The organism is Reichenbachiella sp., from assembly GCF_965233835.1.
Lineage (GTDB): Bacteria > Bacteroidota > Bacteroidia > Cytophagales > Cyclobacteriaceae > Reichenbachiella.
Genome location: NZ_OZ247585.1, coordinates 380,503 through 406,012 on the forward strand (window position 1 = coordinate 380,503; position 25,510 = coordinate 406,012).

At 39.8% G+C, this 25,510-nt stretch carries 23 protein-coding genes and 1 tRNA gene; 6 read left to right on the forward strand and 18 right to left on the reverse strand.

Translation table 11 applies throughout. From position 1 onward, the window contains the following. Position 1: 1 nt before the first annotated feature. The 4 genes from hemC to ACO6S2_RS01620 form a co-directional block, all read right to left on the reverse strand. Positions 2-925 (reverse strand): hydroxymethylbilane synthase, encoded by a 924-nt coding sequence (hemC, locus tag ACO6S2_RS01605; protein ID WP_422360768.1) that lies wholly within the window; start codon positions 923-925, stop codon positions 2-4. Next, the gene (locus ACO6S2_RS01610) at positions 922-2,049 is read right to left on the reverse strand and encodes an ATP-binding protein (RefSeq protein ID WP_422360769.1); all 1,128 of its coding nucleotides are present in this window, start codon (positions 2,047-2,049) and stop codon (positions 922-924) included. Before ACO6S2_RS01610 ends, hemC begins: the two co-directional genes overlap by 4 nt. Beyond that, the gene (locus ACO6S2_RS01615; protein WP_422360770.1) at positions 2,021-3,226 is read right to left on the reverse strand and encodes a putative sugar nucleotidyl transferase; all 1,206 of its coding nucleotides are present in this window, start codon (positions 3,224-3,226) and stop codon (positions 2,021-2,023) included. Before ACO6S2_RS01615 ends, ACO6S2_RS01610 begins: the two co-directional genes overlap by 29 nt. 71 nt (positions 3,227-3,297) lie before the next feature. Further along, positions 3,298-3,543: a type B 50S ribosomal protein L31 gene (locus ACO6S2_RS01620; protein WP_422360771.1), complete on the reverse strand. Its 246-nt coding sequence runs from the start codon at positions 3,541-3,543 to the stop codon at positions 3,298-3,300. Positions 3,544-3,765: 222 nt separating this feature from the next. On the opposite strand from ACO6S2_RS01620, the gene ACO6S2_RS01625 reads away from it, so the two are divergent. Next, a complete protein-coding gene (locus tag ACO6S2_RS01625; protein ID WP_422360772.1) occupies positions 3,766-5,178 on the forward strand; it encodes a hypothetical protein in 1,413 nt (470 codons plus the stop codon). A gap of 276 nt (positions 5,179-5,454) precedes the next feature. Here ACO6S2_RS01625 and ACO6S2_RS01630 read toward each other — a convergent pair whose 3' ends face one another. Continuing rightward, on the reverse strand, positions 5,455-5,820 hold the full coding sequence (locus ACO6S2_RS01630; protein ID WP_422360773.1) for a response regulator: 366 nt from the start codon (positions 5,818-5,820) through the stop codon (positions 5,455-5,457). Between the two features lie 138 nt (positions 5,821-5,958). On the opposite strand from ACO6S2_RS01630, the gene ACO6S2_RS01635 reads away from it, so the two are divergent. After that, positions 5,959-7,086, forward strand: a complete 1,128-nt coding sequence (locus ACO6S2_RS01635; protein ID WP_422360774.1) for a cysteine desulfurase family protein — start codon at positions 5,959-5,961, stop codon at positions 7,084-7,086. On the opposite strand, the gene hemH is transcribed toward ACO6S2_RS01635, so the two are convergent. The 3 genes from hemH to ACO6S2_RS01650 all read right to left on the reverse strand — a co-directional run bounded on the left by hemH (position 7,083) and on the right by ACO6S2_RS01650 (position 8,916). Then, positions 7,083-8,096, reverse strand: coding sequence for a ferrochelatase (hemH, locus tag ACO6S2_RS01640; RefSeq protein ID WP_422360775.1), 1,014 nt, complete (start codon positions 8,094-8,096; stop codon positions 7,083-7,085). The genes ACO6S2_RS01635 and hemH overlap by 4 nt on opposite strands. A 202-nt stretch (positions 8,097-8,298) precedes the next feature. Further along, a complete protein-coding gene (locus ACO6S2_RS01645) occupies positions 8,299-8,769 on the reverse strand; it encodes a hypothetical protein (protein ID WP_422360776.1) in 471 nt (156 codons plus the stop codon). A 73-nt stretch (positions 8,770-8,842) separates the two neighbouring features. Next, positions 8,843-8,916, reverse strand: a tRNA-Asn gene (locus ACO6S2_RS01650). A 310-nt stretch (positions 8,917-9,226) separates the two neighbouring features. Here ACO6S2_RS01650 and ACO6S2_RS01655 point away from each other — a divergent pair. The 4 genes from ACO6S2_RS01655 to ACO6S2_RS01670 all read left to right on the forward strand — a co-directional run bounded on the left by ACO6S2_RS01655 (position 9,227) and on the right by ACO6S2_RS01670 (position 14,041). Next, complete coding sequence (locus ACO6S2_RS01655) at positions 9,227-9,664, forward strand: Hsp20/alpha crystallin family protein (protein ID WP_422360777.1); 438 nt, start codon at positions 9,227-9,229, stop codon at positions 9,662-9,664. Positions 9,665-9,803: 139 nt separating this feature from the next. After that, positions 9,804-11,288 carry a Do family serine endopeptidase gene (locus tag ACO6S2_RS01660; protein ID WP_422360778.1) on the forward strand — a complete coding sequence of 495 codons (1,485 nt, stop codon included), beginning with the start codon at positions 9,804-9,806 and terminating at the stop codon, positions 11,286-11,288. 119 nt (positions 11,289-11,407) lie between these two features. Then, positions 11,408-12,952, forward strand: a complete 1,545-nt coding sequence (locus ACO6S2_RS01665; RefSeq protein WP_422360779.1) for an aldehyde dehydrogenase family protein — start codon at positions 11,408-11,410, stop codon at positions 12,950-12,952. Positions 12,953-13,045: 93 nt separating this feature from the next. After that, a complete protein-coding gene (locus ACO6S2_RS01670) occupies positions 13,046-14,041 on the forward strand; it encodes an acetamidase/formamidase family protein (protein WP_422360780.1) in 996 nt (331 codons plus the stop codon). A 164-nt stretch (positions 14,042-14,205) separates the two neighbouring features. Here ACO6S2_RS01670 and ACO6S2_RS01675 read toward each other — a convergent pair whose 3' ends face one another. From ACO6S2_RS01675 to ACO6S2_RS01720, 10 genes are all read right to left on the reverse strand, one after another. Then, the gene (locus ACO6S2_RS01675; RefSeq protein ID WP_422360781.1) at positions 14,206-14,808 is read right to left on the reverse strand and encodes a NifU family protein; all 603 of its coding nucleotides are present in this window, start codon (positions 14,806-14,808) and stop codon (positions 14,206-14,208) included. A gap of 221 nt (positions 14,809-15,029) precedes the next feature. Continuing rightward, positions 15,030-15,920, reverse strand: coding sequence for a 3-coathanger stack domain-containing protein (locus tag ACO6S2_RS01680; RefSeq protein WP_422360782.1), 891 nt, complete (start codon positions 15,918-15,920; stop codon positions 15,030-15,032). Between the two features lie 19 nt (positions 15,921-15,939). Continuing rightward, on the reverse strand, positions 15,940-16,827 hold the full coding sequence (locus tag ACO6S2_RS01685; protein WP_422360783.1) for a hypothetical protein: 888 nt from the start codon (positions 16,825-16,827) through the stop codon (positions 15,940-15,942). Positions 16,828-16,871: 44 nt separating this feature from the next. Continuing rightward, entirely contained in the window at positions 16,872-17,621 is a 750-nt protein-coding gene (locus ACO6S2_RS01690; RefSeq protein ID WP_422360784.1) for a T9SS type A sorting domain-containing protein, read from the reverse strand. A 2-nt stretch (positions 17,622-17,623) separates the two neighbouring features. Continuing rightward, the gene (locus ACO6S2_RS01695) at positions 17,624-19,123 is read right to left on the reverse strand and encodes a hypothetical protein (protein ID WP_422360785.1); all 1,500 of its coding nucleotides are present in this window, start codon (positions 19,121-19,123) and stop codon (positions 17,624-17,626) included. 583 nt (positions 19,124-19,706) lie between these two features. Beyond that, on the reverse strand, positions 19,707-20,876 hold the full coding sequence (locus tag ACO6S2_RS01700; protein WP_422360786.1) for a hypothetical protein: 1,170 nt from the start codon (positions 20,874-20,876) through the stop codon (positions 19,707-19,709). 2 nt (positions 20,877-20,878) lie between these two features. Further along, positions 20,879-22,084 carry a hypothetical protein gene (locus ACO6S2_RS01705; protein WP_422360787.1) on the reverse strand — a complete coding sequence of 402 codons (1,206 nt, stop codon included), beginning with the start codon at positions 22,082-22,084 and terminating at the stop codon, positions 20,879-20,881. After that, complete coding sequence (locus tag ACO6S2_RS01710; protein ID WP_422360788.1) at positions 22,081-22,923, reverse strand: hypothetical protein; 843 nt, start codon at positions 22,921-22,923, stop codon at positions 22,081-22,083. The genes ACO6S2_RS01705 and ACO6S2_RS01710 overlap by 4 nt, the downstream gene beginning before the upstream one ends. A 5-nt stretch (positions 22,924-22,928) precedes the next feature. Next, positions 22,929-24,173, reverse strand: coding sequence for a hypothetical protein (locus ACO6S2_RS01715; RefSeq protein ID WP_422360789.1), 1,245 nt, complete (start codon positions 24,171-24,173; stop codon positions 22,929-22,931). Between the two features lie 10 nt (positions 24,174-24,183). After that, positions 24,184-25,305: a hypothetical protein gene (locus ACO6S2_RS01720; RefSeq protein ID WP_422360790.1), complete on the reverse strand. Its 1,122-nt coding sequence runs from the start codon at positions 25,303-25,305 to the stop codon at positions 24,184-24,186. Positions 25,306-25,510 lie beyond the last annotated feature (205 nt).

Consider the following 25,510-nt stretch of genomic DNA (forward strand, 5'->3'; position numbering starts at 1 on the left):
TCTATTCTGCTTGATGTTTTCTAATTTCCTCTAATATCTCTCGACCGCCGTTGTCCAAAATGTACTCGCCCAAAGTCTCTCCAACTTTTTGCGCTGCGTTTGTCGTTGAGCAACACGATTTTTCAACAGTTATTTTACCGTCCAAACTGATTATACCACCGCAAAGCGTGAGTACGTCATTTTTAATCGTCGCTAAACCGAAGACAGGAATACTACAACCACCATCCATTTTCTTAAGAAATGATCGTTCTGCAATCAAACATTTTTCACTCGCTTCGTGATTCACAGCCTGACGAACAGCTTCTTTTTTTTCCTGGTCCAATGAGGTATTTACTTCAATAGCGATACTGCCTTGGCCAACCGCAGGAACAAACTTCTCTGGATCGAATTCATGAACGATCATATCATCGAATTCCATCCTATGTGCACCTGCATAAGCAAGCCACAAAGCGTCGCAAGCACCATCCTTCATTTTTTGAATTCTCGTTTGAAGGTTTCCACGAACGGGTACGGTTTGAATATGTGGATAATATTTTTGCAAAAACGCCAATCGTCGCGTGGAAGAAGTTCCCAATACCAGATCTTTTTGCTCCAAATCTATAGATTGGTGACTTACCAATACATCGTGAGATTTTTCACGTTCTCCAAAAGCTATTAATTCAAACCCGTCTGGTAGGGTAGACTGCATATCCTTAGCACTATGAACAGCAATATCGATTCGGCCGTCTCCAAGTTGTTCTTCAATCTCTTCTGTAAAAACTCCTTTACTTCCAATTTTTGCTATGGTAACATCCAGGATCTTATCTCCTTTAGTTTCGATAGTAATTATCTCTGAGTCAACTCCTTGCTTCTTCAACAAGTCCTGAACATGATAGGCCTGCCACAACGCCAACTTACTTCCCCTCGTTCCGATCTTTATTTTCATGCTGCTGTCATGATTCTGCCGACTGTTAACGACAGGTCCAAAAATAATATTTTCACATTAGCGTTGCGCTCCAGATGATAATGCGCTTTGCTAAATTCTTCACTAATCTTCTCAAGTTTTTGGGTGGTGAGCGCCTTACCAAACTTTACCGCAAAGTCTTTTTCCGAATCGTTCAGTTTTTCCTTTTCATCTACCAAGTACTCAGACACAACTGCCTGGCGCATCATATTCAGTGCGTACTGTAAAAAAAGCTTTTGGGCTGTTTTGCTTAGCTTATTGAAAGAATCATTCGTGCTGTTTAAAGAGGTAAAATCTTTCACCCAGCACTGACGCATCCAATCCCGAAACATCACATGAGCGTCATCTTCTGTACTATCAATGTTTTCTACCGCCGCTTGCAAACTTCCTTCTGCTAATGCTGCAATTTTCTTTGCCTTTCCAGCCTCTACCCCTTTCTTATTAATCAGATATTGCTCAAGTTCTTCATCACTAAAGGCAGGTACCTTAAACAACTGACACCTTGATAGAATGGTGGTGAGTAATCTTTCATACTCGCAGGTCACCAAAAGAAAAAGTGTCTTTTCGGCCGGCTCTTCCAAAATTTTGAGAATCCCATTAGCCGCAGATACATTCATATACTCCGGCAACCAGATGATCATTACCTTATACTCGGCCTCAAAGGACTTAAGTGTCAAGGATTTTATGATGTTTCTACTTTCTTCTTTGGAGATGTTGGCCTGCTTGTTTTCTGCACCGTAGTGCTCGCTCCAATCCACCAGACTCCCATACTTATTAGCACTCAAAAATGCTCGCCATTCTTTTAGGTAACTTGAACTAACGACGTTCTTGCCTGTTACACTTTTGGTAGAACTCACTGGATATACAAATTGCAAATCAGGGTGAACAAGTTTGTCCATTTTGGTACATGAATCACAAGTACCACACGAATCAGTATCAGATGGGTTTTTGCAATTGATATACGTGGCATAGGCCAATGCCAGTGCCAAATTCGCCGAACCTTCCTGCCCATAAAAGAGCTGAGCATGGGCCACATGATTGCCTTTGATGGCATGAATCAGTTGTTGTTTGGCTTCGCTAAGTCCGGGGATATCTGCAAATCTCATGACTATTTTTTGGTCGAGCGGTCAAAGATAGTTTTAAAATCTTTTCGTCCTCGTTGGTCTCTTTGATATTCTTTCTGGCCCAAACTTTTCTAGCCGTTTCTATCGCTTTTTCAAACTTATGGGTAATCAATTTCTCTCCTCCACCCCATGAAAAAGAAGGAATGTATGTCGGCGGGAATCCACTTCCGAATACATTCGAACACACTCCAATGGTGGTGCCAGTATTTAGTGCCGTATTAATCGCAGTCTTTGAATGATCACCTATGAACAGGCCACAAAACTGTAGGCCTGTCTTGATAAATTCATTGGTTTCAAAATCAAATGCTTTAACCTCATTATAGTTGTTTTTGAGATTGGAATTATTCGTGTCTGCGCCGAGGTTACACCATTCGCCTACAACCGCATTCCCTAAATAGCCATCATGCGCCTTGTTGGAATTTCCATAAACAATAGAATTTGACACCTCACCCCCAATTTTGCAATTTGGTCCAATCGTTACCCCCTCACGAATCTTAGCATTCATGTTTATTCTGGAGTTTTCACCCAGGCCAAATGGTCCTCTTATAGTAGCCCCCTCTTGCACAATACTATTTTTGGCCAAATAGATAGGACCTTCCTCCGCGTTCAAAATAGCAGCCTTGATATCTACCCCTTCTTCCAAGAATACCTTATCACCATACACTATGGTATGTGGATCATTTATTTTTTGTGATACCCTATCCTTGGTGAGCAATTCATAGTCCGCTCGGAGTTGTTGCTTATTGTTAGAAAATATATCCCAACTGCGATTGATTGCTGTACAAGCATTTTGGTATTCAATCGGTTGATATCCTTTTAAATTTATTGATGGGTCATACGGATTAAAAACACCTTTGGCTGCTATGAAAAGTTCGCCACTTTTAAGCAGCTCGTTTTTCTTGAGTGAACGAATGGCATCCATCAAGGCAAGGTCTGGACAAACAGCTCCATTAATAATCAATTGAATTTCTTCTGACAGCTTTGGGTACTTCCCTTGCAATTCTGGGACAGCAAGGAATGCTACGGGTTGATCAAAATGCTTTTCCCACTTTTCACGGATCGTTAAGATACCGACACGTAAATCCGCGACGGGACGCGTAAGCGTAAATGGAAACAGCTTAGTCCTATGCTCGGATAGGTCTGCTAAGGCAATGTTCATGGGCTAGAAATAAAAAAGTCTTCAGGAACAAATATCCTGAAGACTTCAATCTTTTTACCCGAAAGGGAAGATTATTTTTTCTTGTATCTTTTGTTGAATTTCTCAACTCTACCAGCAGTATCCACAAATAGTTTCTTACCTGTGTAGAATGGGTGCGAAGCAGAACTTACTTCAATCTTGACAACAGGGTACTCATTTCCATCTTCCCACTTGATTGTCTCATCAGAAGTCATCGTAGACTTAGTCATGAATTTAAAATCACTTGACGTGTCCCAGAAGATTACTTCTTTATACTCTGGATGAATATCTTTTTTCATGTTTTTATCTTTTGTGCGCCATGGTTTTTGCCATAGTGCTTTTCTGTTAAAATTTTCGCCTATTAACGAAAAGGATTGCAAAAGTACTTAAACCTCAATGAATTGCAAAACTATTAAATAAAAATGCTTTAAGCTGATTTTAGTGTAGATAAACAATATTTTAGCAGTTGCGCCACTTCTTATAGTAAATACTACATTTTTGGATTGCAAGTAAGCGTACCGATGAATAAATATATATTGCTTTTCACGCTGATGATTTCAGCCTCATATCTCTCTGCTCAGAGTATATATGCACCACTAAATGCCGACTACTATCATTTAGTAGACCGAGCTGATGTTTTGAACAAAGATTTTAGCGAAAGTGTACATACCAGCTATAAACCTTATCGCGCTGTGGATGTGGTTGCAACCATGGACTCAGCTCATTTTTTGACTTCGAATCAGGATCAGTTCAATGCGCAGTACATCAAAACAGACCATTGGGAATATTGGAGTAAAGATTCTGTACAAAGCAAAAAACCATTCTTAAAGAAAATCTATAGATCAAAGGCTGACTTTCTACATGTCAACACAAAAGACTTTAAACTTAGAGTTAACCCTATATTATATCTCAGTGGTGGCCGAGATAGCAACAGTGCTTCAACTCCTTTTATCAATACCAGAGGTGCACAGATCCGAGGGTCCATAGATGATAAAATCGGCTTCTACTCTTCCATCGAAGAGTCTCAGGCTATTTTCCCTAAATACGTTCAGGACTACACAGCAGATCGAGGTGTAGTTCCCAATGAAGCCTTTTGGAAGCAATACAACGAACATGGAGTGGATTTTTTCACCGCCAGAGGTTATTTCACCTTCAATGCGAGTAAACACATAGGTTTGCAGTTTGGCTATGACAAAAATTTTGTGGGTAATGGTTATCGCTCGATACTACTCTCGGACTTCAGTGCACCTAGCACATTTTTAAAAATTCAGACGAAAGTCTGGCGCATTCAATATACCAATTTGTATACCGAAATGATTGCTGATGCTCCTTACAGCACTTTTGGATCCAACGGCACCAAAGAATTTCCAAAGAAATTTTTGACTTCTCACCATTTAAGTATCAACATTACTGACAACTTCAACGTGGGCATATTCGAAGCCATCATATTCAATCGTGGAGATAGTACGGGTTCTGCTTTTGAATGGAATTATCTGAACCCAATTATTTTTTACCGATCCATTGAGCAATATACTGGCAGCCCAGACAATGCCTTATTTGGTATAGACTGGAAATGGAATATTACTAAAGGGATTCAGTTTTATGGACAAGGGCTCCTAGACGAAATGGTGGTGAGCGAACTTAAGGCTGGCAACGGCTGGTGGGGAAACAAATTTTCCGTACAGCTCGGAGGAAAATACTACAATGCCTTTGGTATCAACAACCTTGACCTTCAGGCGGAATACAATGTGTCCAGACCCTTTACCTACTCTCATGAATCCATTTTTACCAACTACGCTCATTATCGCCAACCACTAGCTCATCCTTTGGGAGCAAATTTCAAGAAGCTATTTTCATTGGCCGATATCAACCCATCCCACAATTATTCCTCAGTGGTAAATTCATTTGGAGTCAATATGGTACGGATCCAATAAATGAAAACTACGGAGGAGATGTATTGAAAGACTACAACACAAGAATCCAAGAATATGGAAATGATATTGGTCAGGGCATTTCGAATGATCAACTATATATTGACCTAACTGCAAGCTACATGCTAAAGCATAATTTATTTATTGACCTCAAACACATTTATAGAAACAGAGATAGTGTTGACCCGCTCATATCCTCTATAACCAACTTTAGTTCTCTTGCCATTCGACTAAACGTCGCTGCAAGAGATCAAAGCTTCTAGTTTAAAAACCACAGTGTTAGGCTTCTTTCTCCTCAAGAACACTTTTAACAATATTTGCTAAGTGGTCTGGACTGACTATAGGCTTAGTCACAAATTTGGAAGCGCCGGCTTGGATCAATTCCCTTTCATGTTCGTAGTGCGAAGAAACCATGATGATGATTGGTTTGTGCTCTAGTGCATCAATAGTAGTGAAACCGCTAATCTCAGGCATGTCTACATCTAAAAAGAGAATATCGGGTTTCAGTTTGTCAATAGCCATCACTCCTTCAATAGGATTGCTGAATGCTCCTGCGAATTCAAGAAAGTCCACACGCTTGATGTATTGTTCAAGAATTTCATTGAACATCTTATCATCATCAATACAAATGCAGCTGTATTTCATCTTTACCCTTTTCAATTATTTCCTAAAGTTAAACCCAATTGCTGAAACTTGTAAACCAAGATTTGATCTTAATAGAAAAATAACAATGATTCTTATTGTCTGATAAAATGATCACTTTTGCCCAAAGTCAAAAAATTGATGAAGGTATATCTAGACAATTCAGCTACCACCCCAGTGGACCCAGAAGTTTTTGAAGCCATGAAACCCTATTTCATGGAGAACTTTGGCAACCCCTCTTCAATTCATTCTCATGGAAGACAAGCCCGCTCAACGATTGAGAAATGTCGAAAGCAGATAGCCGACTTGCTCAACACTTCGCCAGCGGAAATATTTTTTACCTCGGGTGGTACCGAGGCAGACAATACAGCCATTTGTAGTTCGATAGAAAGTCTCGGTGTAACAACGGCGATTACCTCCAAGCTGGAGCATCACGCAGTTTTACATACGTTGGAATATTTGGCCAAAGAAAAAAGCGTGGATCTAAAATTTGTCGATGTGGACGCCGATGGTCGAATTGATATGAATCACCTGGAATCCTTGCTTCAAAATACCCAATCATTCGTCAGTCTTATGCACGCCAATAATGAAATTGGGAATTTGAACGACATCAAAGCCATCAGCGAATTAGTAAAAGCCAACAATGGTTACTTTCATTCTGACACCGTGCAGGCCATGGGCAAATATGTACATGACCTCAACGATATCAAAGCAGACTTCATCGTGGGGGCAGCCCATAAAATCTATGGTCCAAAAGGCTGTGGTTTTCTCTACATCAATCACGAGACCAAGATAGAGCCCTTCATCCATGGCGGAGCACAAGAACGAAACATGCGTGGAGGTACCGAAAACGTGGCAGGGATTGTCGGACTAGCCAAGGCCTTAGAGATATCCTATCGTGACATGGATAAGAATCGCAAACATATCTCTTCTTTGAAAGAAAGGATGATAACTGGTATTAAGGGTAAAATATCAGGTGCTACCTTCAATGGTCTATCTGGCAACATGGACGAAAGTCTATATTCTGTCATCAATGTTGGTCTGCCCGCCACGGATGAAAACGATATGCTGCTGTTCAATCTGGATATAAAAGGAGTTTCTGCAAGTGGAGGCAGCGCGTGTGCTAGTGGATCGAATATCGGTTCGCATGTATTGACAGCGCTCGGCATAGACCCAGATCGAGGAGCCATCCGGTTTTCTTTCTCCAAATACACCAAACCAGAGGAGGTAGATTATGCTGTTGATGCTCTGGCTGAATTGATGAACTAGTTTTTGGCTAAATCACATACACAATCAACCCAGGTAGGATGAACGTTCAAGCTTTCTACCAGATCCCAGCGTTCTCCTCCGAGCTCAATAAACTCCTCCTTATAGGTTTCACCGACTTCAAGAGTCGTTTCCAAGCAGTCGGCCACAAAAGCAGGAGAAAAAGCCAACACCTTTTTGATTCCCTGTTCGGCCAACTCTTTTAAGGTATCCTCTGTGTAGGGCTGAATCCAAGGATCCTTGCCCAAACGAGATTGAAACGTGGTGGACACTTTTTCTTCAGGAAGGCTCAGTTCTTTCATGAGCAGACGAGTGGTCTCAAAGCACTGTGCACGATAGCAGTAGTGATTTTTCGCATCACAGGTATTGCAGCAGTCGCCTAGTTCGCAAGCATCGATCTTGGCTTTATATATTTGTCTTTCCGGCAGACCATGGTAGCTAAATAGAAAATGGTCATAATCATGGTATTTCATCCAAATCTTTGCATTCTTTACAAATGTCTGAAGGAGTTTTGGGTGATTGTAAAAGGGCCCTTCAAAATCAATCTTTGGAATCACCTGATCTCCCTTAACAATATTCATCACTTTTTCAATCACAGATCCGCTGGTAGCAGAAGCATATTGTGGGAATAAAGGAATGACCTTAATCTCGGTTACTCCTTTGGTTTGTAAGTTTCTCAGGCCAGTCTCAATGGATGGACTTTGGTATCTCATACCAAGCTCCACTTCATAGTCGTTGCCTAGTTTTTTTTGAACTTCGGCAGTTAGGTCTTCACTATAAAACTTCAAAGGAGATCCCCGATCTTCCCAAAGTTTTTGATATTCTTTGGCAGACTTAGGCCCTCGAAAAGTAGTGATAATCAAATTCACCAAAAGCCATCGCGAGACAAATGGTATGTCGATGACTCGCCCATCCATCAAGAATTCTCTCAAATATTTTCTAACATCTTTTACAGAAGGGCTGTCGGGTGTACCCAGGTTGACAAGAAGAATTCCTTTTTTCGCCATGTTCATTTTTTGATTGACGCAAAGAAAGAGGAGAATGCGGATACAGCCAAATAATAAAAAAGCTCCAGATGGAGAACATCTGGAGCCAGCAGCATTTTGAGAAAAATTAATTATTATGTACTGGCTAAAGTAGTAGGAGGTGATTTACAGATCTTGCCAGATGTTTTAAACATCCTGCCAAAAGCTGAAATTTCGGCTTGAATAGGCTTTAGGACATTTCTTTAATTGGAATATTAAGCTGGCTTGCTATACTTTTTGATTTGCTCAAAATTGATTCAAATCTTCTACTAGATCCGATATAAGCGCGCTCATCTTGTGCATTGAATTTTATAAAAGCCTTGAATTGCTTTTCAGACCCGAATCTTCTAAATGCAAATTCTCCATATTCAAAACCAATTCTGGCTTCATTAAAGTAAATGTATTCTGGAGAGCTAAACTTAAAAGAGTTGCCATACTTAAAACCAAAGAACCAAACATATTCACGAAACTCTTTTTGCCCCAAATCGATTTTTATCCGGTAATGAGTTGTCACCATCAAAAGGCCGATAATAAGAAAAAAGGGAGATGCTTCAGGTTTGTTCGATACGGCGATTAAGCCACCTACAATAAACCCATAGCCCACTATTATAAAATTGAAAGGCAAATAATTTGAAACTTTTACATCAATTGATTTCGGCATAAGTTAAGATAGTCAACCATACTAGCCATAAAACAAAAAAGGCAGCTTTTTTTCAAAAACTGCCTTTTACTTGCTCCTCTTGTTGGACTCGAACCAACGACCCTCTGATTAACAGTCAGATGCTCTAACCAACTGAGCTAAAGAGGAATTTTATGTGTTAGTCACCCACTTTTGGATAACTCCCTGATTTTGGGACTGCAATATTAGTGGCTTCTTTTTAATTCTACAATACAAGTATTCAAAAAAGTTTTAACAATTATTTTCTAGTTGCAAAGAACCCTCCCGTTTCAAGAGTGATGCCAGCTCTTTTTGACAAAAACAGACAATATGTCTGAATATTTTCAACTAAACGGAAATATTCAGACATATTGACATTAAAATCGAAAGAAAAAGCTAATGGCACACAAATAGCAATAAGGCTTTGTGAATTTATTGTTCAACAAAAAACTAAAATAAAATGTCATTGATTAAGTATAACCCAAGAACCCTAAGAACATTCACTACAAACAATCTGTTTGATGACTTGTTCAACGATCGTTTTTTCAATAACGATGTAACTGTTGGAAAATCATTTACCCCACAGGTAGATATTTCCGAAACAGAAAAAGCATTCGAATTGAGTTTTGCCATTCCAGGTATCAAGAAGAATGAAGTAAGTATCGACGTAAACGAAGGTCAGTTGATCGTAAGCGGAGAAAGAAAGTTTGAAGAGAAGAAAGAAGATAAAAACTTCCATTCAGTAGAAACCAGATATGGTTCATTCAGCAGATCTTTTCACTTGCCAGACAATATTGATGCAAACAAAGTCGAAGCAAAATATGAAGATGGTCTTTTGAATATCACCATTCCTAAGGATGAGAAGAAGATTCAAAAGAAGACGATTGCTATCAAGTAACAAGTTAGTAAGTTGAGGTTGGTTTTAACCCCGGCAACTGGCCTCCAGCCTGTTCGTCGGGGTTTTTTGTTAAATGTTGTTAACATTTTTATCCATTAATTTTATATAACGTTAATTGGTCGGAAGAAAAATAAGAAAAATGAATAATAGACAGTTTTTTATCAGAATGGTATTCGCTTCTATGCTAGGCGGTGGAATCGCACTCGGCGGATATCAGTTAGTTAAAGACGAGCCCGTCAAAATAATCCAGGCAGAAAGTCAGCCAGTAAGATTTTCCAACTACGACTTGGATTCTTCGGCGATGATTGTTCCCGAGGGACTCAACTTCATTTATGCAGCAAAAGTTGTGACCCCGGGCGTGGTGCATATTAGAAGTACGTTCGAAGGATCAAGCCGAGCTGGACAAGGCTCAAATCAATTTGATGAATACTTCAGACAATTTTTTGGAGACCCGCAGGGCGGACAACCGCAGCAGCGCCAATCCATGGGATCCGGTAGCGGAGTAATCATCAGCGAAGACGGGTATATCGCTACGAATAACCATGTAATTGAAAATGCTACGGAAATCGAAGTGTTGCTCAACGACAACAGAACCTACAAAGCAGAAATCGTGGGGACAGATCCAACGACAGATCTTGCGCTATTAAAAATAGAAGCAGCCGGTCTTCCATTTGTAAAAGTCGGCAATTCTGATCAAGTCCAGATTGGCGAGTGGGTATTGGCAGTAGGTAATCCTTTTGAGTTTAGATCAACAGTTACGGCAGGAATCATCAGTGCCAAAGGAAGAAATATTAACATCCTCAGAAACAGGAACAATCTGCAAATTGAATCATTTCTACAAACCGATGCTGCGGTGAATCCTGGTAACTCAGGGGGTGCCTTGGTAAATTTGAGAGGAGAGTTAGTTGGGATTAACACAGCCATCGCGACACCTACTGGAACTTATGCGGGCTACTCTTTTGCGGTCCCTGCGAATTTGGTAGACAAGGTTTTAGCTGACTTAAAAGAATTTGGTGTGGTGCAGAGAGCTTTGCTCGGCATTAATATCAGAGATGTAAACGCTCAGCTGGCCGAAGACGAAGACCTGAATGTGCTAGAGGGCGTATATGTAATCAATGTAAACCCTAACAGTGGTGCAGACGAAGCTGGCATTGAAAATGGTGATGTGATCATCGCTGTGCAAGGAGAAAAGGTAACTAAAACTTCAGAGCTTCAAGAAAAAGTAGCACTCAACCGTCCTGGTGACAAAGTAAAGGTGACTTTAATCAGAAATGGCAAAGAAAAAACTGTAACGGCAACATTGAAGAACACATTGGGCACAACAACGACCATTGCCTCGTCCAATAACATGACGATACAGGGCGGTACGTTTGCGGACCTTTCCAAGGAAGAAAAAGAAGAGCTGAAAGTAGAGGGAGGAGCCAAACTGCTCAAAGTAGAAGAGGGCAAGTTTAGAGAGGCAGGCATAAAAGAAGGTTTTATTGTGACAGCCATAGACAAAAGACCTATCCTATCCGTAGAAGATCTGTCTCGTGCACTTTCCAGAACCAACGGTGGGTCAGGACTCTTAATCGAAGGCATGTATGAAGATGGAGAGAAAGCTTATTACGGTATTGGTTGGTAAACAACCGCTCCTCTGATACGATATTAACATAATCCCCGCTCGTTCGGGGATTTTTTATGTATCAATCCTATTAATCAGCAGGATCATCTATTTTTGCGCAAACTCTAATTAACACAGAAATGGCAGACAAATTCGGCATAGAGCAAGCACTAAAAAACCTCGGTATTGAGGAACTAAACATGGGATCAAGCACTGGTTCTAATTGGATCCAATCCAACGGTGCTGTAATCGAATCTCATTCTCCGGCAGACGGAAAATTGATTGGTAAAGTGACTTCTGGAACAGAAGAAACTTATGAAGAAATTATTAAGACAGCTTCTGAAGCTTTCAAATCATGGAGATTGGTACCAGGCCCAAAAAGAGGTGAAATCGTACGTCAGGTAGGCGAGGCTTTGCGCGAGCATAAAGAAGACCTCGGTAAATTGGTTTCTTATGAAATGGGTAAGTCTTACCAGGAAGGCCTCGGTGAAGTACAAGAGATGATCGACATCTGTGACTTTGCCGTAGGATTGTCTCGTCAGATGTATGGATTGACCATGCACTCTGAAAGACCTAGCCACAGAATGTATGAGCAGTATCATCCATTAGGGATTGTGGGTATCATTTCTGCATTCAACTTTCCGGTAGCCGTTTGGGCATGGAACAGTGCTTTGGCTTGGGTTTGTGGAGACGTTTGTCTTTGGAAACCAAGTGAAAAAACACCAATTACAGCGATAGCATGTCAGCACATTACCGACAAGGTATTCAGAGCCAATGGCGTAGCAGAAGGTGTAAACAACTTGATTATCGGTGATGCTAAAATTGGACAATTGATGTCTAATGATAAGCGTGTACCTCTGGTATCAGCCACAGGATCTACCAGAATGGGTAAGGCTGTAGGAGAAGCTGTCGGCGCAAGATTGGGTAGAGCGTTATTAGAATTAGGAGGAAACAACGCCATTATCATTTCAAAGCATGCAGACTTAGATATGTCTTTGATTGGTGCCGTATTCGGCGCTGTAGGCACTTGTGGCCAGCGTTGTACGTCTACTAGAAGACTTATCATTCATGAAGATATCTATGAGGATGTAAAGAAGAAATTACAAAGCGCTTATGGTCAGTTGAAAATTGGTAATCCTCTGGATGAATCCAATCACGTAGGGCCATTAATTGATACTTTGGCAGTAGATATGTATAGCGAAGCAATCAAGAAAGGAAAAGCTGAAGGTGCCAAAACTGTAGTAGATGGTGAAGTGCTTTCAGGTGAAGGTTATGAGTCTGGCTGTTATGTAAAGCCGGCGATTTTTGAAGTAGAAAATCATTTTGAAATTGTTCAGCATGAGACTTTCGCACCGATTTTGTATTTGATCAAATACAGTAACATCGAAGATGCTATTGCTATTCAGAACGATGTGCCTCAGGGCTTGTCTTCTGCGATCATGACACAAAACATGAGAGAGTCGGAAATGTTCTTGTCACACGGTGGATCCGATTGTGGAATCGCCAACGTCAACATCGGAACTTCTGGTGCTGAGATTGGCGGCGCTTTCGGCGGTGAAAAAGAAACTGGAGGAGGACGCGAGTCTGGATCAGATGCCTGGAAAGTCTATATGAGACGTCAAACAAACACAATCAACTTCGGTACTGACTTGCCTTTGGCTCAGGGTATCAAGTTTGAGTTTTAATTAATAAAGATAGAATTGAAAAATAGCTCAGGGTTTTAACTCTGAGCTATTTTTTTGTCCAATCGGGTTTTCATAATTCACTATATTTAGATTATGAAAACATTAACCTCAATCTTAGCTTTATCCATTCTCATTAGTTGTCAGCCAAACCACAATAATACCAAGCCTGAAGTAGTTCCCCAGTATACTCTACCTTCCACTCACAAACACAATAAATGGAGCCGAACCATTGCTCCTGTTTTGTCTGTACCTAGTGGAGCCATCGTAGAAGCATTTACCGAAGAAGCCACGGATGCACAACTCAATGTAAACTCTACAATTGAGGATATGGCAAATGTGTCTTTCGATCCTATTCATCCTTTGACCGGACCTATCTATGTAGAAGAAGCCCAACCTGGTGATGTATTAGCCGTCACCATGCACAAAATTGACGTAGGTAACTGGGGCTGGTCGGCCATTTTTCCTGGGTTTGGTTTTTTGGCAGATGCTTTTACTGAACCCAAATTGAAAACATTTGAGATTGATAGCACCGACAAAATCATCCACTTTTCTGACAAGATCAAAATCCCAGCGAGACCCTTTGCCGGAGTAATGGGCGTGGCACCTGACACCGATTCTTTACTGTCTACTATTCCTCCACGCGCCAACGGTGGCAACATGGACGACCCTAATATGGTAGAAGGGACTACCGTTTATTTTCCTGTTTTCGTAGAGGGTGCACTATTCTCCATTGGTGACGCACATGCCGTACAAGGTTTAGGTGAAGTATCCGGCACTGCTGTGGAGTCACCGATGCGATTTGTGTTTGAACTAAAACTGCTCAAGGGCCAAAAGCCATATTTGACTGAGCCGCAGTACGAAACTGACGACTATTACGCCGTCACTGCGTTTGGAACTACCATCGACGCGGCTACCAAAAAAGCCGTTCAGTTCATGATTGAATATTTAGTCAGTGAGCACGGCCTGACCGAAGAAGACGCCTACATCCTTTGTTCCCTCGCAGGAGATCTGAAAATCGCAGAAGTGGTAGATGTTCCAAATATGCTGGTGATAATGCATATTTCGAAGGAGGTGTTGGGGATGAAATGAGTTTTTATAAGTAAAAATCCTTAAGCAAAACATCATTACCCGACGTCAGTTCGGGTAATTCACATCGGCTAGCAGAATGGTCCGAAATAGCAGCTCATACCGCAGACAGATTACCCGAATGTTTTTTCCTTCGTCAAACCCATCGAGTAATGACGTGCTAAAAACTACCCATTAATCGCCTCGACCTCTTGCACCTCGGGCACCATTCTTTTCAGAAGATTTTCAATACCTGCTTTTAGGGTAAGCGTAGAAGAAGGACAACCGCTACAAGCGCCTTGAAGCACCACTTTCACTTTCCCATCTTCGAAGGAGTGAAAGTCGATCGCTCCACCGTCTTGCTCCACGGCCGGACGGATGTATTCGTCCAAGATGCCTTTGATGTTTTCGTCTAGGTCTGAAACTGGGGCCTTAGGCGCTGCATTTTCTTGCTTCGGTTCAGCATAAGGCTGAGAAAGGTTCACAGCCAATTTGCCAGACTCCAAGTAGCCCTTGATGTGTTCTTTGATGCCATCACGAACTTCTTCCCATTCCGTAGCTTCGTCTTTCGATACGGTGATGAAATTGCTCATCACAAATACACCTTTCACAAACGGGAAAGTGAATAGTTCTTGCGCCAATTCTGAGTTTGTTGCTCTTTCTGGAGAAGGGTAGTCGAAGTTCGTACCTTCTGGTACCAACATGAAATTGACCACGAACTTCAATGTGTTTGGATTCGGATTCGACTCGAAATATATATTTACCGGGGTATTTGCTACTGCTTCAGACATCTTCTTTTCTTCTTATATGAGATTACAAAGATACGAAACATGAGACTTCTTTGTTTGGTTCGGTAGAGACTCTTTCAAATTGAGCCCAGTTTGAGCTCACCCCTGTTTTCCGACGGGCAGGTGTGATGTGCTCTTAATCCAGTTCAGGAATTTATTGTTCAAGAAAATTTTGTCGTGAATTTGTTGAGACCAAATAGGAACATCGGCATATTTTAGATCGATTAAAAATCATAAGGCACGATTGATGCTTTAAATACCGCACCAGATTTTACCTGAAACCCGTCCTTCAATTTTATAGTACTTCCGGCAATAATATTTGAATTTTGTGCTGAAGAAGGCACCGTGATCTCACCTAACTCTATCTCATAGGCAGCCTCGGCCGAGTAGCTTTCATTTAATTCAGTTTCCTTGAAAGGGATAGTTTCAAACGTAAGAGAAAGTTCATTTGTCGTGGTTGTGATAGTTGGAGTTCCCTGTTTAAAATAACTGGTTAGTGCGTTTGGAAGAATAGAGGTTCCAATATTGATGTCTGTTTCCCACTCATACGGCGATTCTAAAAACCCTATTGGTAAAATCCATTCTGAACCACAAGCTGTGCCGTCGTCAGCTTCACCGAATACTTTGAGATCTATATCATCAAGGTCGAGAATCAGTTTATTATTTTCATACTTAAACGATCCATTGATAGTCCCATATGTTGTAATTCTTAGTTCTACTGTGTGCTCTCTAACCAAGGGAATAGATGGGGCCTTTATAGTACCTCCTCCTCTCAGAAACACATCATGCGCAACTCCATTGCTGTCAGTATATTTATCTGTTGAGCTTAAACTGAATCTGTTATTGTTTTTTAAATCCAGACTCACTGTATTTGCTATTGAGGCATGAAAAAAAACTTGTTTTTTGATTTCTATTTCCAAATTGTCACAATCAGCTATTACTTCAGTAGTTCCTTTATCCAATAGCGTATAGCTAAGCAATTGGGAAAGGCTAGCCAATTCGATAAACTCATTCAACTTATCTTCAGACAATTTTATGGTGACACCATCCGCCCCCAATAGATTCTGAGAGAAACAAATTAAGGTAATGCACAGAGTTAGAAAGTTATTTTTCATAATAGTAGAAGATTAAGTTTTAATTAAATCTATGTGGCTGAATCCATACATTTGGGGTTAAGGATTCAATATCAAAATATGCTTTGTACGCATTTTTACTATTTTCAACCAAAATGATACACCTCTCTCTATCTCTAGTTTTGTTATATAACTGACCATCATATGTATATTCATAGCCATAATTTGCCCAGGGGACTTCAATTAATGGGCTCAAATCGCCATAATTAAATATTGCATACAAGAATTCTGCTTTGAAGTTTGTTCTACACCTTATCTCATCATCATCTGTAAGCATCAATTCCATTTTTGGGGCTTCTGCACTAAATCGTAATGTTAAGGTAAGATCAAGTTTACTTTCTGATACCTCCCAGCTAACTTGAACTGGAGATAAAAGCTCTATTGGGTGCTCTTCAAGCAAAATATCGTCATTTATATTATCCATTAAAGATTGTGGATAAGCCTTGAGTTCTAAATTATCGTACGCACTTAGAAGAAAATTCTTAACTGCATCTGGCAGATTTTCATTGCTTTGAATCCCAGATCTAACACCTTCAATTATTATTTCGGCATTGGCTTCTCCGTTACTGACAGCAAATGATATGTAATGTGAAAAAGATACACTGGTACTATTCTCCCCCCAAGTCACGCCTAGTTGAAACCTTAGATGGGTTGCAGCTGCATCATTTTTCAAGTCTATGATAATCGGCAATAATTCAGCTTGATACGTCACACCTTCGTAGTTGTAGGTAGTGAATCTTGAATTGCCTAAATCCTTGTATTGCTTTAGCAAAAAGAGATTAATGGCATCTTCTGTAATTTCGAATTCTAACGGCAATTCAAAATTATCTCCATAACTAGGGCGTGGAATAATTAGGATAAAAATTGCGTAGATCACTATTTTTTTCATATCAAAAAGGAGTTTTCGAATTTTAAATATTAGCTCTAATACTTTTATTCAACTAGCATTTTTCTTGGTGAAGTATCAAACTCATCATCAACTACCAAGTAATAGAAATAGATGCCTCTAGGTATATTTCTTTTACTTATTTTGACTTCATTGCTACCTGGAATCAATGAATCAATAGTAAAAACCTCCTGTCCGTTTATATCCGAAATAACAATCTTTGCTGTGTTGAAACTAGCAGGAAGACTATATCTAATCTTGGATTCCACGTCAAATGGGTTTGGGTAGTTTTGCTCAAGGGCAGTAGAAACAAATTCGTAAGAGTTTGGTTTAAGTTCTGTCTTATCAGACTGTAGCCTTTGGTTTTCAGAACTTTGGTAGTTGTTTTTTAATGACTCGATCTCATGCGACCTCTCATTAAAAGGGAATTTTCCAATGAGAAAAGATTTCATCATGTCAATACTTTGATTTTCTTCATCAGAAATAGTTCTGCAATAAAATCTCAAAAAAAGTTTTTCATACGTTTTAGTTCTTCTAACTTCAATTGATTTTTTAAGTAAAATAATATTTTCTGTTTCCGAATCAGCATTTATCGAATGCTCCAACTCGTCAATTTGATTCAGCACTTCATCTGGCAAATTAAATCGAGTTAATACCTCTTTCAGTTCAAGGTTTTTGTTGCTTGTGGAACTCCAAAGATGTTCATGAGCCAAAGTTTTTTTTGTTTGCGCTTCTAGTTCACCTATTGATAGTGTTGTAGCTAAAAAACTACATATTAAGTAAAGTTTATTTCTCATAACTATTTATAGCTTTTTAATAGCATTTGAATTTTTTCTTCTTGCTTGACATTGACAGTTTCTGCATTGTCAAGAGCCTCTTTCATCTCAATCAAATGCAAAGTCAATTCTTCGATTTTCTTTAGCAACAAAGCATTCATTTCGCCTAAGGCTATGCCATTCGCTTCTACCTCAGCAGCTGAGGGAATTTCGGGTAGATGCTGATTATCTTTGATGTAGGCAGCCGTTTCTTCTAGTGATTTTAACTTATAGTTCTCCTCAAATACATAGTCAGGCCATGGAAAAGATTGCACTTTTATTTCCGTGGCACGAATGGCGCCATTTACCTCCAACCTATGTGTTGGATTTTGATCTCCTAACCCGATTCCAACTTTTCCAGCTGAGGTTACACGTATTCTTTCTTGATTGTTGGTGCCAATAGTAAATCTATTTCCTCCAATTGTACCAAGATTCATTTTGCTATTTGTGTATATTGAATTCCCATCAACATAAAGACTAGCATTTTTGTCTTCTACTTTTAGTACGGCTTGTGTTTGATCTATATCTCCCCACCCTAACGTTGTTGTATTTCTATAAATATGCAAATTGGATTCAGTAGGATTAGTTGTACCTATACCCATTCTACCGTTGTGTTTAATAACTGTACTAATCTCGGGCGTTGGGTTCCCTGCCATAAACACGATATCCTTATTATAAGTGGATTCGGGTTGAATAATTAGGTTACCTGCCTCATTAAAAGGATAAGGTAATCCTGAATTTGTAGATTCATAAATTGCTGGATGCGTACTACCTGTAATTGGGGCTGTAACGCCCTTATTAAATAGCAAAGCCCCGTTAATTTTTGTGTCCCCTTGCAAATAACTATCTCCTACTAAATGAAAATCATAGCTTGGAGAAGAAGTGCCAATGCCAATTTCGCCATTGTCAGATATTATCATCCTAAGTTCATTCGCATTGCTTCCAAAAGTTTTTGCAGAGCCTGTATTTCCTGTGAAAAATCTTAAATCTCCATTATTGCTCTTGGTACCAATATAAAGGTCGTTGGTACTGCCATTATGTGAGTTATGTTCAATGCTGGGTAAATACAGCTCAGAGGTAGCAGTTGTTTTATCAAAAACAATTGCACCTTTAACTCTTAGTATTTCATTTCCCCCCTGCGAATCGAATGTGGAGGTTCCAATTCCAAATTTGCCACCTTTCAAATAGGAGTTACCATCCGTATGTAATAGAACTTTGTTTAAGCCATCAAGATTTTGAAGTTTCCAGTAGCCTCCAGATGTAAGAGATTTAAAGTTTACGCTTTCTCCGGCAAAATGAAATTGCATTACACCAGCAGACCCTGTGCCACGATAAATTACAGAGCCGTCACTACCTTCGCTGCTATTGTGATTAAAATTCAATGCATAACCAACGGGTATATTAATATGGTTTCCAGACTGAGACCAACTTGCTTGGAGCGTAGCGGCTAAAACAATAGTAAGTACTAAAAATTTTATTTTCATTTTGGATTTGATAATAGATTAGGAAGCCCCAAGCGGTGCTAAAAAAATACGAGGCTTGATATAGAGTGAGCACACTCCGTTTGGAAATGAGATAGGTTGGTTCATTTATTCTTCGTTCAAATTACTGTTCGGTTTGATCAACTTAAGGATATCACATACCCTCAGACTTGATTCAGTAATTCTTAAATTGCTTTCACAAGTATAGTTAAATATTGTTAGATTGTTTTCAGATACCTCGTTTTGATTTTAGTTCGAAAATTTCATCATCAGTAAGGACGTCAGCATCCCAACTTATCTGAGAACGACAGTACTTGCTTTAATCAAATTGTGTCATGTCTGATCTCATTCTTTATCTTATATACTATTGTAGACAACCTATTTTCGCGCGCTCTTCTTAGATAAAAGGTTAAAACCAACACGTTTTGTCCAAGGTTAGCCGCGTCGGTTGAGAAGGCCGGGTCAAGCCTCTGCAATACCTTGTGCTCTTAAAGTGCCAGAGAAAATTAAGACCCCTGAAACTAAACTGAGAGCAAACTTGCGCATAAATAAGTTGTGCATTTTGGTAAATATTATCAACTGGTTTTTACTTATTGTTCTTTTCAATTCTATTGATTCGGTGTTCTAATTCAGTATTTTTTCCCTTCATCTCAATCAAGTGCAAAGTCAGTTCTTCGATTTTCTTTAGCAAAAGCAGGTTAATCTCACCTACATTCATGCCATTGGCTTCCATTTCTTTTGCCGAAGGAATCTCAGGTAGATGGTGATTTTCTTCGATGTAGCTTGCCGTTTCTTCAAGTGAGGAAAGACTGTAGTCATCTGCGAATACGTAGTCCGGAGTGACTCCTGCTTCTACTTCAACTTTGATTTCTCGGGCATCCATGGTACCTGCTACCGAAAGAAGGGCAGTTGGCGTGGTAGTACCTATGCCAACATTGCCATTGGCTAGAACGGCTAATCGAGAAGGGAAAGAAAATCTAGACCCATCCGTCAGACCATTGGCTGCCTTCAGATAAATATTCCCATTCTTAAACTCTACACCAGAAGCGGCATTAGAACGAGCTGTATAAGTACCTAAATCATGATATACGCCTGCTGTTATACCACCCCAATCATTATCTTTTATATATCCTCCACCTGTCAAATACAGTCCTCTTCCCAATTCGTCTTGCATTCCCTTTCTTCTTATGGCAATTCCTCCGGCTTGTCCATGTCTAATATCCAATTTTGTGGCTGGCGAGCTAGTCCCAATACCCACTCGACTAGTGAAGAAGGCTTGCCCGTTTTTAGAAATCAAATCTAATTTTTGGCCTCCAGACTGGAACTCAGACGGATCTATCTTCTGAAAAGTTGGATTGCTACCTCGAGAAGGAGATAGTTCATGCACTGTCACTCGATGCCAATCATTTTCGGGTCCATGATATCGGATTTCAAGGTTTAATGCTGTAGAAGTATTCTCTACTACATTGACATCATTTGAATTGGTTTGGCCAGATATTCTTTCAAGGTGAAAATTGTAAATATTGTTATACTCCGAATTGACCCTCAGATGATATAATTCCCCTCCATTTCTAGAACTAAAATTAATCAGATAGTCTCCCAAGTGAGTATGCCCTGCCGCTGAAGAGCTGCTGGTTACTCTCAGACCAAAACTTGTTCCCTCCTCGTTAAAATCGCCTTCATATGAATATGCAACTTGGGCATGTGTAAAGGGAATAAAACAGTTGAATAAGGCTAGGATAAATATTATTCGCATAATTAATTGTTCTTTGGTTTTAATGCATCTAATTCATCTTGCATTTTTTTTATCAAAATCGTTTTCTCTTTATCTTTTTCCGCAAGATCTATTAAATGCAGCGTCAACTCCTCAACCTTCCTTAGCAAAAGCAGGTTCATCTCGCCTACATTCATGCCGTTGGCTTCCATTTCTTTTGCAGAAGGGACTTCTGGCAAGTGATGGTTTTCATTAATGAAGGAGGCAGTTTCTTCGAGCGTGGAGAGTTCGTAGTCATCGGCAAAGACGTAGTCTGGAGTGGCTCCTGCTTCTACCTCTACTTTGATCTCTCGAGCATCCATTTTGCCCGCTACGGAAAATTTAGCGGTCGGTGTCCGAGTACCGATACCTACTCTTCCATTACCCAATACTACCATCCTGACATCTGGGGTTCCATTGCCTGTCATCATTACAATGTCTTTAGAATAAGTGGTTTCTGGTTGTATAACCAAATGGCCAGAGGTGTTGAATGGATAATCGCCGTCCATATCATGCGTTTCATATATCGCTGGATTCGTGCTATTTGCCAAGACGGATTCCATTCCTTTAGCAAATAGTAAAGGGCCAGTGATTTTGGTTTCTCCTTTGAACAATGTAGATCCCACCACGTGCAAATCATGAGCAGGTTCGGTGGTTCCCACTCCAACATGTCCATCAGCATCTATTCTCACATGTTCACTATTATTTGTACCGAAGGTCAGCCTCTTCTCACCTACGGTGCCAAGATTCATATTGCCATCTGTAAAAAGAGAGTTTCCGTCTATAAAAAGATTTGCACTGGCATCTTCAACTTTAAGTACTGCCTTAGTTGGATCAATTGATCCCCACCCCCCAGTTGTAGTATTTCGGTAAATATGCAAGTTTGAATAAGTTGGATTATCTGTCCCAATTCCAACACGGCCGTTAGAAAGTAAAGTCATAACATTTTTATCATTAGACTCCCCGTTCCAATGGTCAAAATGAAAATACAATTTATCCTCCAAGTTATCTCCCCATGTTATCTTAGAGTAGTCTTCCAAATTGTTAACCTTGAAGGTTAATTTATCATTCCCATCATTAACTCTTAACTGGTTATCTATGATCACCTTGTTTGCGGTCGATATTTCACTTGTGCCGTAGTCCCATGTAGCCTGCCCATAAGAAAGCGAAGAGGTTAACAATAGAATTAAGAATGCGATTATAGTTTTCATAGTTTGGTTAATTTAAGTTCCTCTATTTCTTTTTTCATTTCCTTATTTTCCTCCATCATCTTGATTAAATGCAGAGTTATCTCTTCAATTTTCTTTAGCAAAAGCAGGTTCATTTCGCCGACATTCATGCCGTTGGCCTCCATTTCTGTAGCGGAAGGAATTTCTGGTAGGTGGTGGTTTTCTTCGATGTAGTTTGCCGTTTCTTCAAGCGTGGAGAGTTCGTAGTCATCAGCGAAAACGTAGTCAGGAACATCCATAACTTCTACCATTATCTCTTCACTCTTTAGCTTCCCGTCGATTATTGCATCACCATTTGGTACAACAATATCTCCATTGCTCTCAATGCGAAAAAGGTCTCGCTTACCATTACTTGATCCCCTAGAAAATATGTAAGAGCCACCCCAATTTTGAATATACCAATCCACAATAGGAGAGCCACTATTGGTTCTTATTGCTAGGTTTACGTCTGCACCGTTATTTGTTGTCGATTGATCGAATGAAATATTCAGTCCCGCATGATTAGGGGCAGATGAGTTCAGATAGAGTGTCCCATTGTTTCGCAGCTTCATTAAATCTGAGTTATTTGATCGCCAATGATAATAGTGCGAAGTACTACTGTTAATGTTAAAAATGAAATTATGAAAATCAGTTGTTTCGTCCTGATTGTATTCGATTTTTCCGATTCGATCATCCACACTAATTTTAAAAGACTCTGCAGGGTTTGTGGTTCTCAAAATGTAAAGAGGGTCGGCACCTGAGTTAGTATCTGTAATCTCATTTTGTGCAAATGAAAATATGGAGGTGAACAGGAGAGCCGTGATTATGATTATAATTTTCATATTTCTTATTGTTTTTCAAGTTTTTGTAGTCTTTTGATTACATCATCCAATTGCCTGTCCTTTTCAATTAGGTGAAGCGTCAGCTCCTCAATCTTCTTAAGTAGCAACAAATTCATCTCACCTACATTCATACCGTTTGCCTCCATTTCTTTAGCGGAAGAGATTTCTGGTAGATGGTGATTTTCTTCAATGTAGCTTGCCGTTTCTTCGAGAGTTGAGAGTTTGTAGTCATCGGCGAAGACATAGTCGGGGGTGGCTCCCGCTTCTACCTCTACTTTGATCTCTCGAGCATCCATTTTGCCCGCTACCGAAAGGAGAGCAGTGGGGTTGGTAGTACCAATACCTACACTTCCATCATGCATAATTCTCATTCTTTCAATTTGTTGACCTGAAGAATGAGTAGTGAAGGATAGTCCCACGTATTCAGCCCAATTTCCTGTCAAAATTCCTCGCATTTCTGCCCTATAGTTATGATTATCATCACGATTACTAAATTTTATGGTACCCAAAACTGTTCCTGCTGCATTTCCTCCCCCTCCATGATAGTTGGAGTTTGAAATTCTTATGACTGGATTTTCAGACCTAATATGAACCAGGTCTTCTGGAATAGGTTGACCAATGCCAATTTTTCCACCACTGGTAATTACCATACTTCTTCCCCAATCAGTATAAAACTGATGACGACCATTCCCTGTCACGGAATAATTAATGTTTCTGTTTGCGGAGGTATGTGCAATAAAACCAGATAAAGCATCATCGTTGTTTGGGTTTACTCCAAAAATCAGTCCTGCTCCTGACGTCTCAGCAAATCGTGCCAACCACCCCGAACTTTCTGACAATCTAACATCCAAAGTATTGTCCGGAGCAACAACACCTATCCCTACGCGATTGTTGCGGGTTATGCGCATCACTTCCTGATTAACATTGGTAATCATTCGTATGGAGCCGTAGTAACTCTTTAAACCAATATAGTCGGTGGGTGGTGTTGATGAGGAGTATCCGATTAGGCCACTTCTCCAGCTTTTGTCATGAGGTCGAAATACAACGCTATATTCCTGATTGGTAATGTTTCCTATATTAATGTTTCCACCCTTTACTGTGAATAAATCTTTTAGATCTCCACTTGCTGTTCCAACTCCTACTTTACCAGCATTGTAGTGGATGTCATTATTCCCATCTGGGTTGCTAAATTGTGCCAAACCTATATGGCCTAGACACATAACCACAGCGGTCAGTATAGTTTTGTACATAGCTTGTATCTCATCTTTGTTTTAACAATTCTATTTCTTTTTGCTGGGACTCTAATCGTTCATTTTGATTGATCAAATGCAGCGTCAACTCCTCAATCTTCTTTAGCAAGAGCAAATTCATCTCACCTACATTCATGCCGTAGGCCTCCATTTCAGTAGCGGAAGGAATTTCTGGTAGGTGGTGGTTTTCTTCGATGTAGTTTGCCGTTTCTTCAAGAGTGGTGAGATTGTAATCGCTAGCGAAAACATAATCAGGTACTACTCCAGCATCCACCTCAACTTTAATTTCCTGAGCGTCCATTTTTCCTGCTACTGAAAGCATTGCGGAAGGTGTAGAAGTTCCAATTCCAACGTTACCATCTGCTTTTAAGAATAGTATATTATTTGTCCATTTAGATCTGAACTTGATGGCATTATTTCCACTAGTACCTTCAAACATGCCTGTCATAGTAAATTCATTCGAATCAGCTACACTTGAACCTTCATTGATTTTAATTATATCGACATTATTAGAATTATTGCCAATATTATAAAATTGCAATGCTCCCCCATTAATTTGAAGTTTTTCAACGGGTTCTTCTGTTCCAATACCCACATTTCCTCCATCATCAATATGCATGCGTACTGAACCCAGCGTCAAAAATTGCATACCTACCAGTTGCGCAGAACTCCCAGTGAGTAGACCTCTTATTTCAGAACTATAGTCTAAAGATGTATTTCCAGTATTGTGGTTGTTGAATTTTATTCTGCTAATAACGGTTCCTTCTGATTGATGGTACTGACCTGAAGATAGTTTGATCGTGGCATTGTTTCTTTTTAAGTGTAAAAGTTCCTCTGGAGATTTAGTACCAAGTCCTATGTTTCCATCATCAAAATAGCTGTCTCCATTGGGGTTCAGTTTGATTGAAATTTTATTCGCATTTCTAATTTTAATATAACCACCATTTAGAGACTTGAAATCAAAATGATTGAAGAATTCAAACCTCATATGACTACCCGAATTTCTATATAATGTAGTTCCATCTAAGGCGCCGGCAGAGTTTTTGAAGTTCATCTTTGCCCCATTTTCTATATTCTGTGCTTGTGCACTAATTGATAGAGCTAAAGCGAATAAAAAGGTTAATTTTTTCATGTTAATTGATATTTGATTCGTGCTAATTGGTTTGGTTTAGTCAACTTAAAGCATAATTCCTTACCCTACCCAAGGATGATAAAAATTGATGATGTTAAATAGTTTGATGGTGATGCATAGAAATAGCATCCAAATAGAGGTCGGTTAGTTGGTTCATTATTCTTATATCAAATTACTCTCTCATAGAATTAGTATGGAGACACAC

What these genes read in the sequence shown, in the direction of transcription:
- hemC (WP_422360768.1), bottom strand. Translation starts at nt 925, where the DNA reads ATGAAAATAAAGATCGGAACGAGGGGAAGTAAGTTGGCGTTGTGGCAG.
- ACO6S2_RS01610 (WP_422360769.1), bottom strand. Translation starts at nt 2,049, where the DNA reads ATGAGATTTGCAGATATCCCCGGACTTAGCGAAGCCAAACAACAACTG.
- ACO6S2_RS01615 (WP_422360770.1), bottom strand. Translation starts at nt 3,226, where the DNA reads ATGAACATTGCCTTAGCAGACCTATCCGAGCATAGGACTAAGCTGTTT.
- ACO6S2_RS01620 (WP_422360771.1), bottom strand. Translation starts at nt 3,543, where the DNA reads ATGAAAAAAGATATTCATCCAGAGTATAAAGAAGTAATCTTCTGGGAC.
- ACO6S2_RS01625 (WP_422360772.1), top strand. Translation starts at nt 3,766, where the DNA reads ATGAATAAATATATATTGCTTTTCACGCTGATGATTTCAGCCTCATAT.
- ACO6S2_RS01630 (WP_422360773.1), bottom strand. Translation starts at nt 5,820, where the DNA reads ATGAAATACAGCTGCATTTGTATTGATGATGATAAGATGTTCAATGAA.
- ACO6S2_RS01635 (WP_422360774.1), top strand. Translation starts at nt 5,959, where the DNA reads ATGAAGGTATATCTAGACAATTCAGCTACCACCCCAGTGGACCCAGAA.
- hemH (WP_422360775.1), bottom strand. Translation starts at nt 8,096, where the DNA reads ATGAACATGGCGAAAAAAGGAATTCTTCTTGTCAACCTGGGTACACCC.
- ACO6S2_RS01645 (WP_422360776.1), bottom strand. Translation starts at nt 8,769, where the DNA reads ATGCCGAAATCAATTGATGTAAAAGTTTCAAATTATTTGCCTTTCAAT.
- ACO6S2_RS01655 (WP_422360777.1), top strand. Translation starts at nt 9,227, where the DNA reads ATGTCATTGATTAAGTATAACCCAAGAACCCTAAGAACATTCACTACA.
- ACO6S2_RS01660 (WP_422360778.1), top strand. Translation starts at nt 9,804, where the DNA reads ATGAATAATAGACAGTTTTTTATCAGAATGGTATTCGCTTCTATGCTA.
- ACO6S2_RS01665 (WP_422360779.1), top strand. Translation starts at nt 11,408, where the DNA reads ATGGCAGACAAATTCGGCATAGAGCAAGCACTAAAAAACCTCGGTATT.
- ACO6S2_RS01670 (WP_422360780.1), top strand. Translation starts at nt 13,046, where the DNA reads ATGAAAACATTAACCTCAATCTTAGCTTTATCCATTCTCATTAGTTGT.
- ACO6S2_RS01675 (WP_422360781.1), bottom strand. Translation starts at nt 14,808, where the DNA reads ATGTCTGAAGCAGTAGCAAATACCCCGGTAAATATATATTTCGAGTCG.
- ACO6S2_RS01680 (WP_422360782.1), bottom strand. Translation starts at nt 15,920, where the DNA reads ATGAAAAATAACTTTCTAACTCTGTGCATTACCTTAATTTGTTTCTCT.
- ACO6S2_RS01685 (WP_422360783.1), bottom strand. Translation starts at nt 16,827, where the DNA reads ATGAAAAAAATAGTGATCTACGCAATTTTTATCCTAATTATTCCACGC.
- ACO6S2_RS01690 (WP_422360784.1), bottom strand. Translation starts at nt 17,621, where the DNA reads ATGAGAAATAAACTTTACTTAATATGTAGTTTTTTAGCTACAACACTA.
- ACO6S2_RS01695 (WP_422360785.1), bottom strand. Translation starts at nt 19,123, where the DNA reads ATGAAAATAAAATTTTTAGTACTTACTATTGTTTTAGCCGCTACGCTC.
- ACO6S2_RS01700 (WP_422360786.1), bottom strand. Translation starts at nt 20,876, where the DNA reads ATGCGAATAATATTTATCCTAGCCTTATTCAACTGTTTTATTCCCTTT.
- ACO6S2_RS01705 (WP_422360787.1), bottom strand. Translation starts at nt 22,084, where the DNA reads ATGAAAACTATAATCGCATTCTTAATTCTATTGTTAACCTCTTCGCTT.
- ACO6S2_RS01710 (WP_422360788.1), bottom strand. Translation starts at nt 22,923, where the DNA reads ATGAAAATTATAATCATAATCACGGCTCTCCTGTTCACCTCCATATTT.
- ACO6S2_RS01715 (WP_422360789.1), bottom strand. Translation starts at nt 24,173, where the DNA reads ATGTACAAAACTATACTGACCGCTGTGGTTATGTGTCTAGGCCATATA.
- ACO6S2_RS01720 (WP_422360790.1), bottom strand. Translation starts at nt 25,305, where the DNA reads ATGAAAAAATTAACCTTTTTATTCGCTTTAGCTCTATCAATTAGTGCA.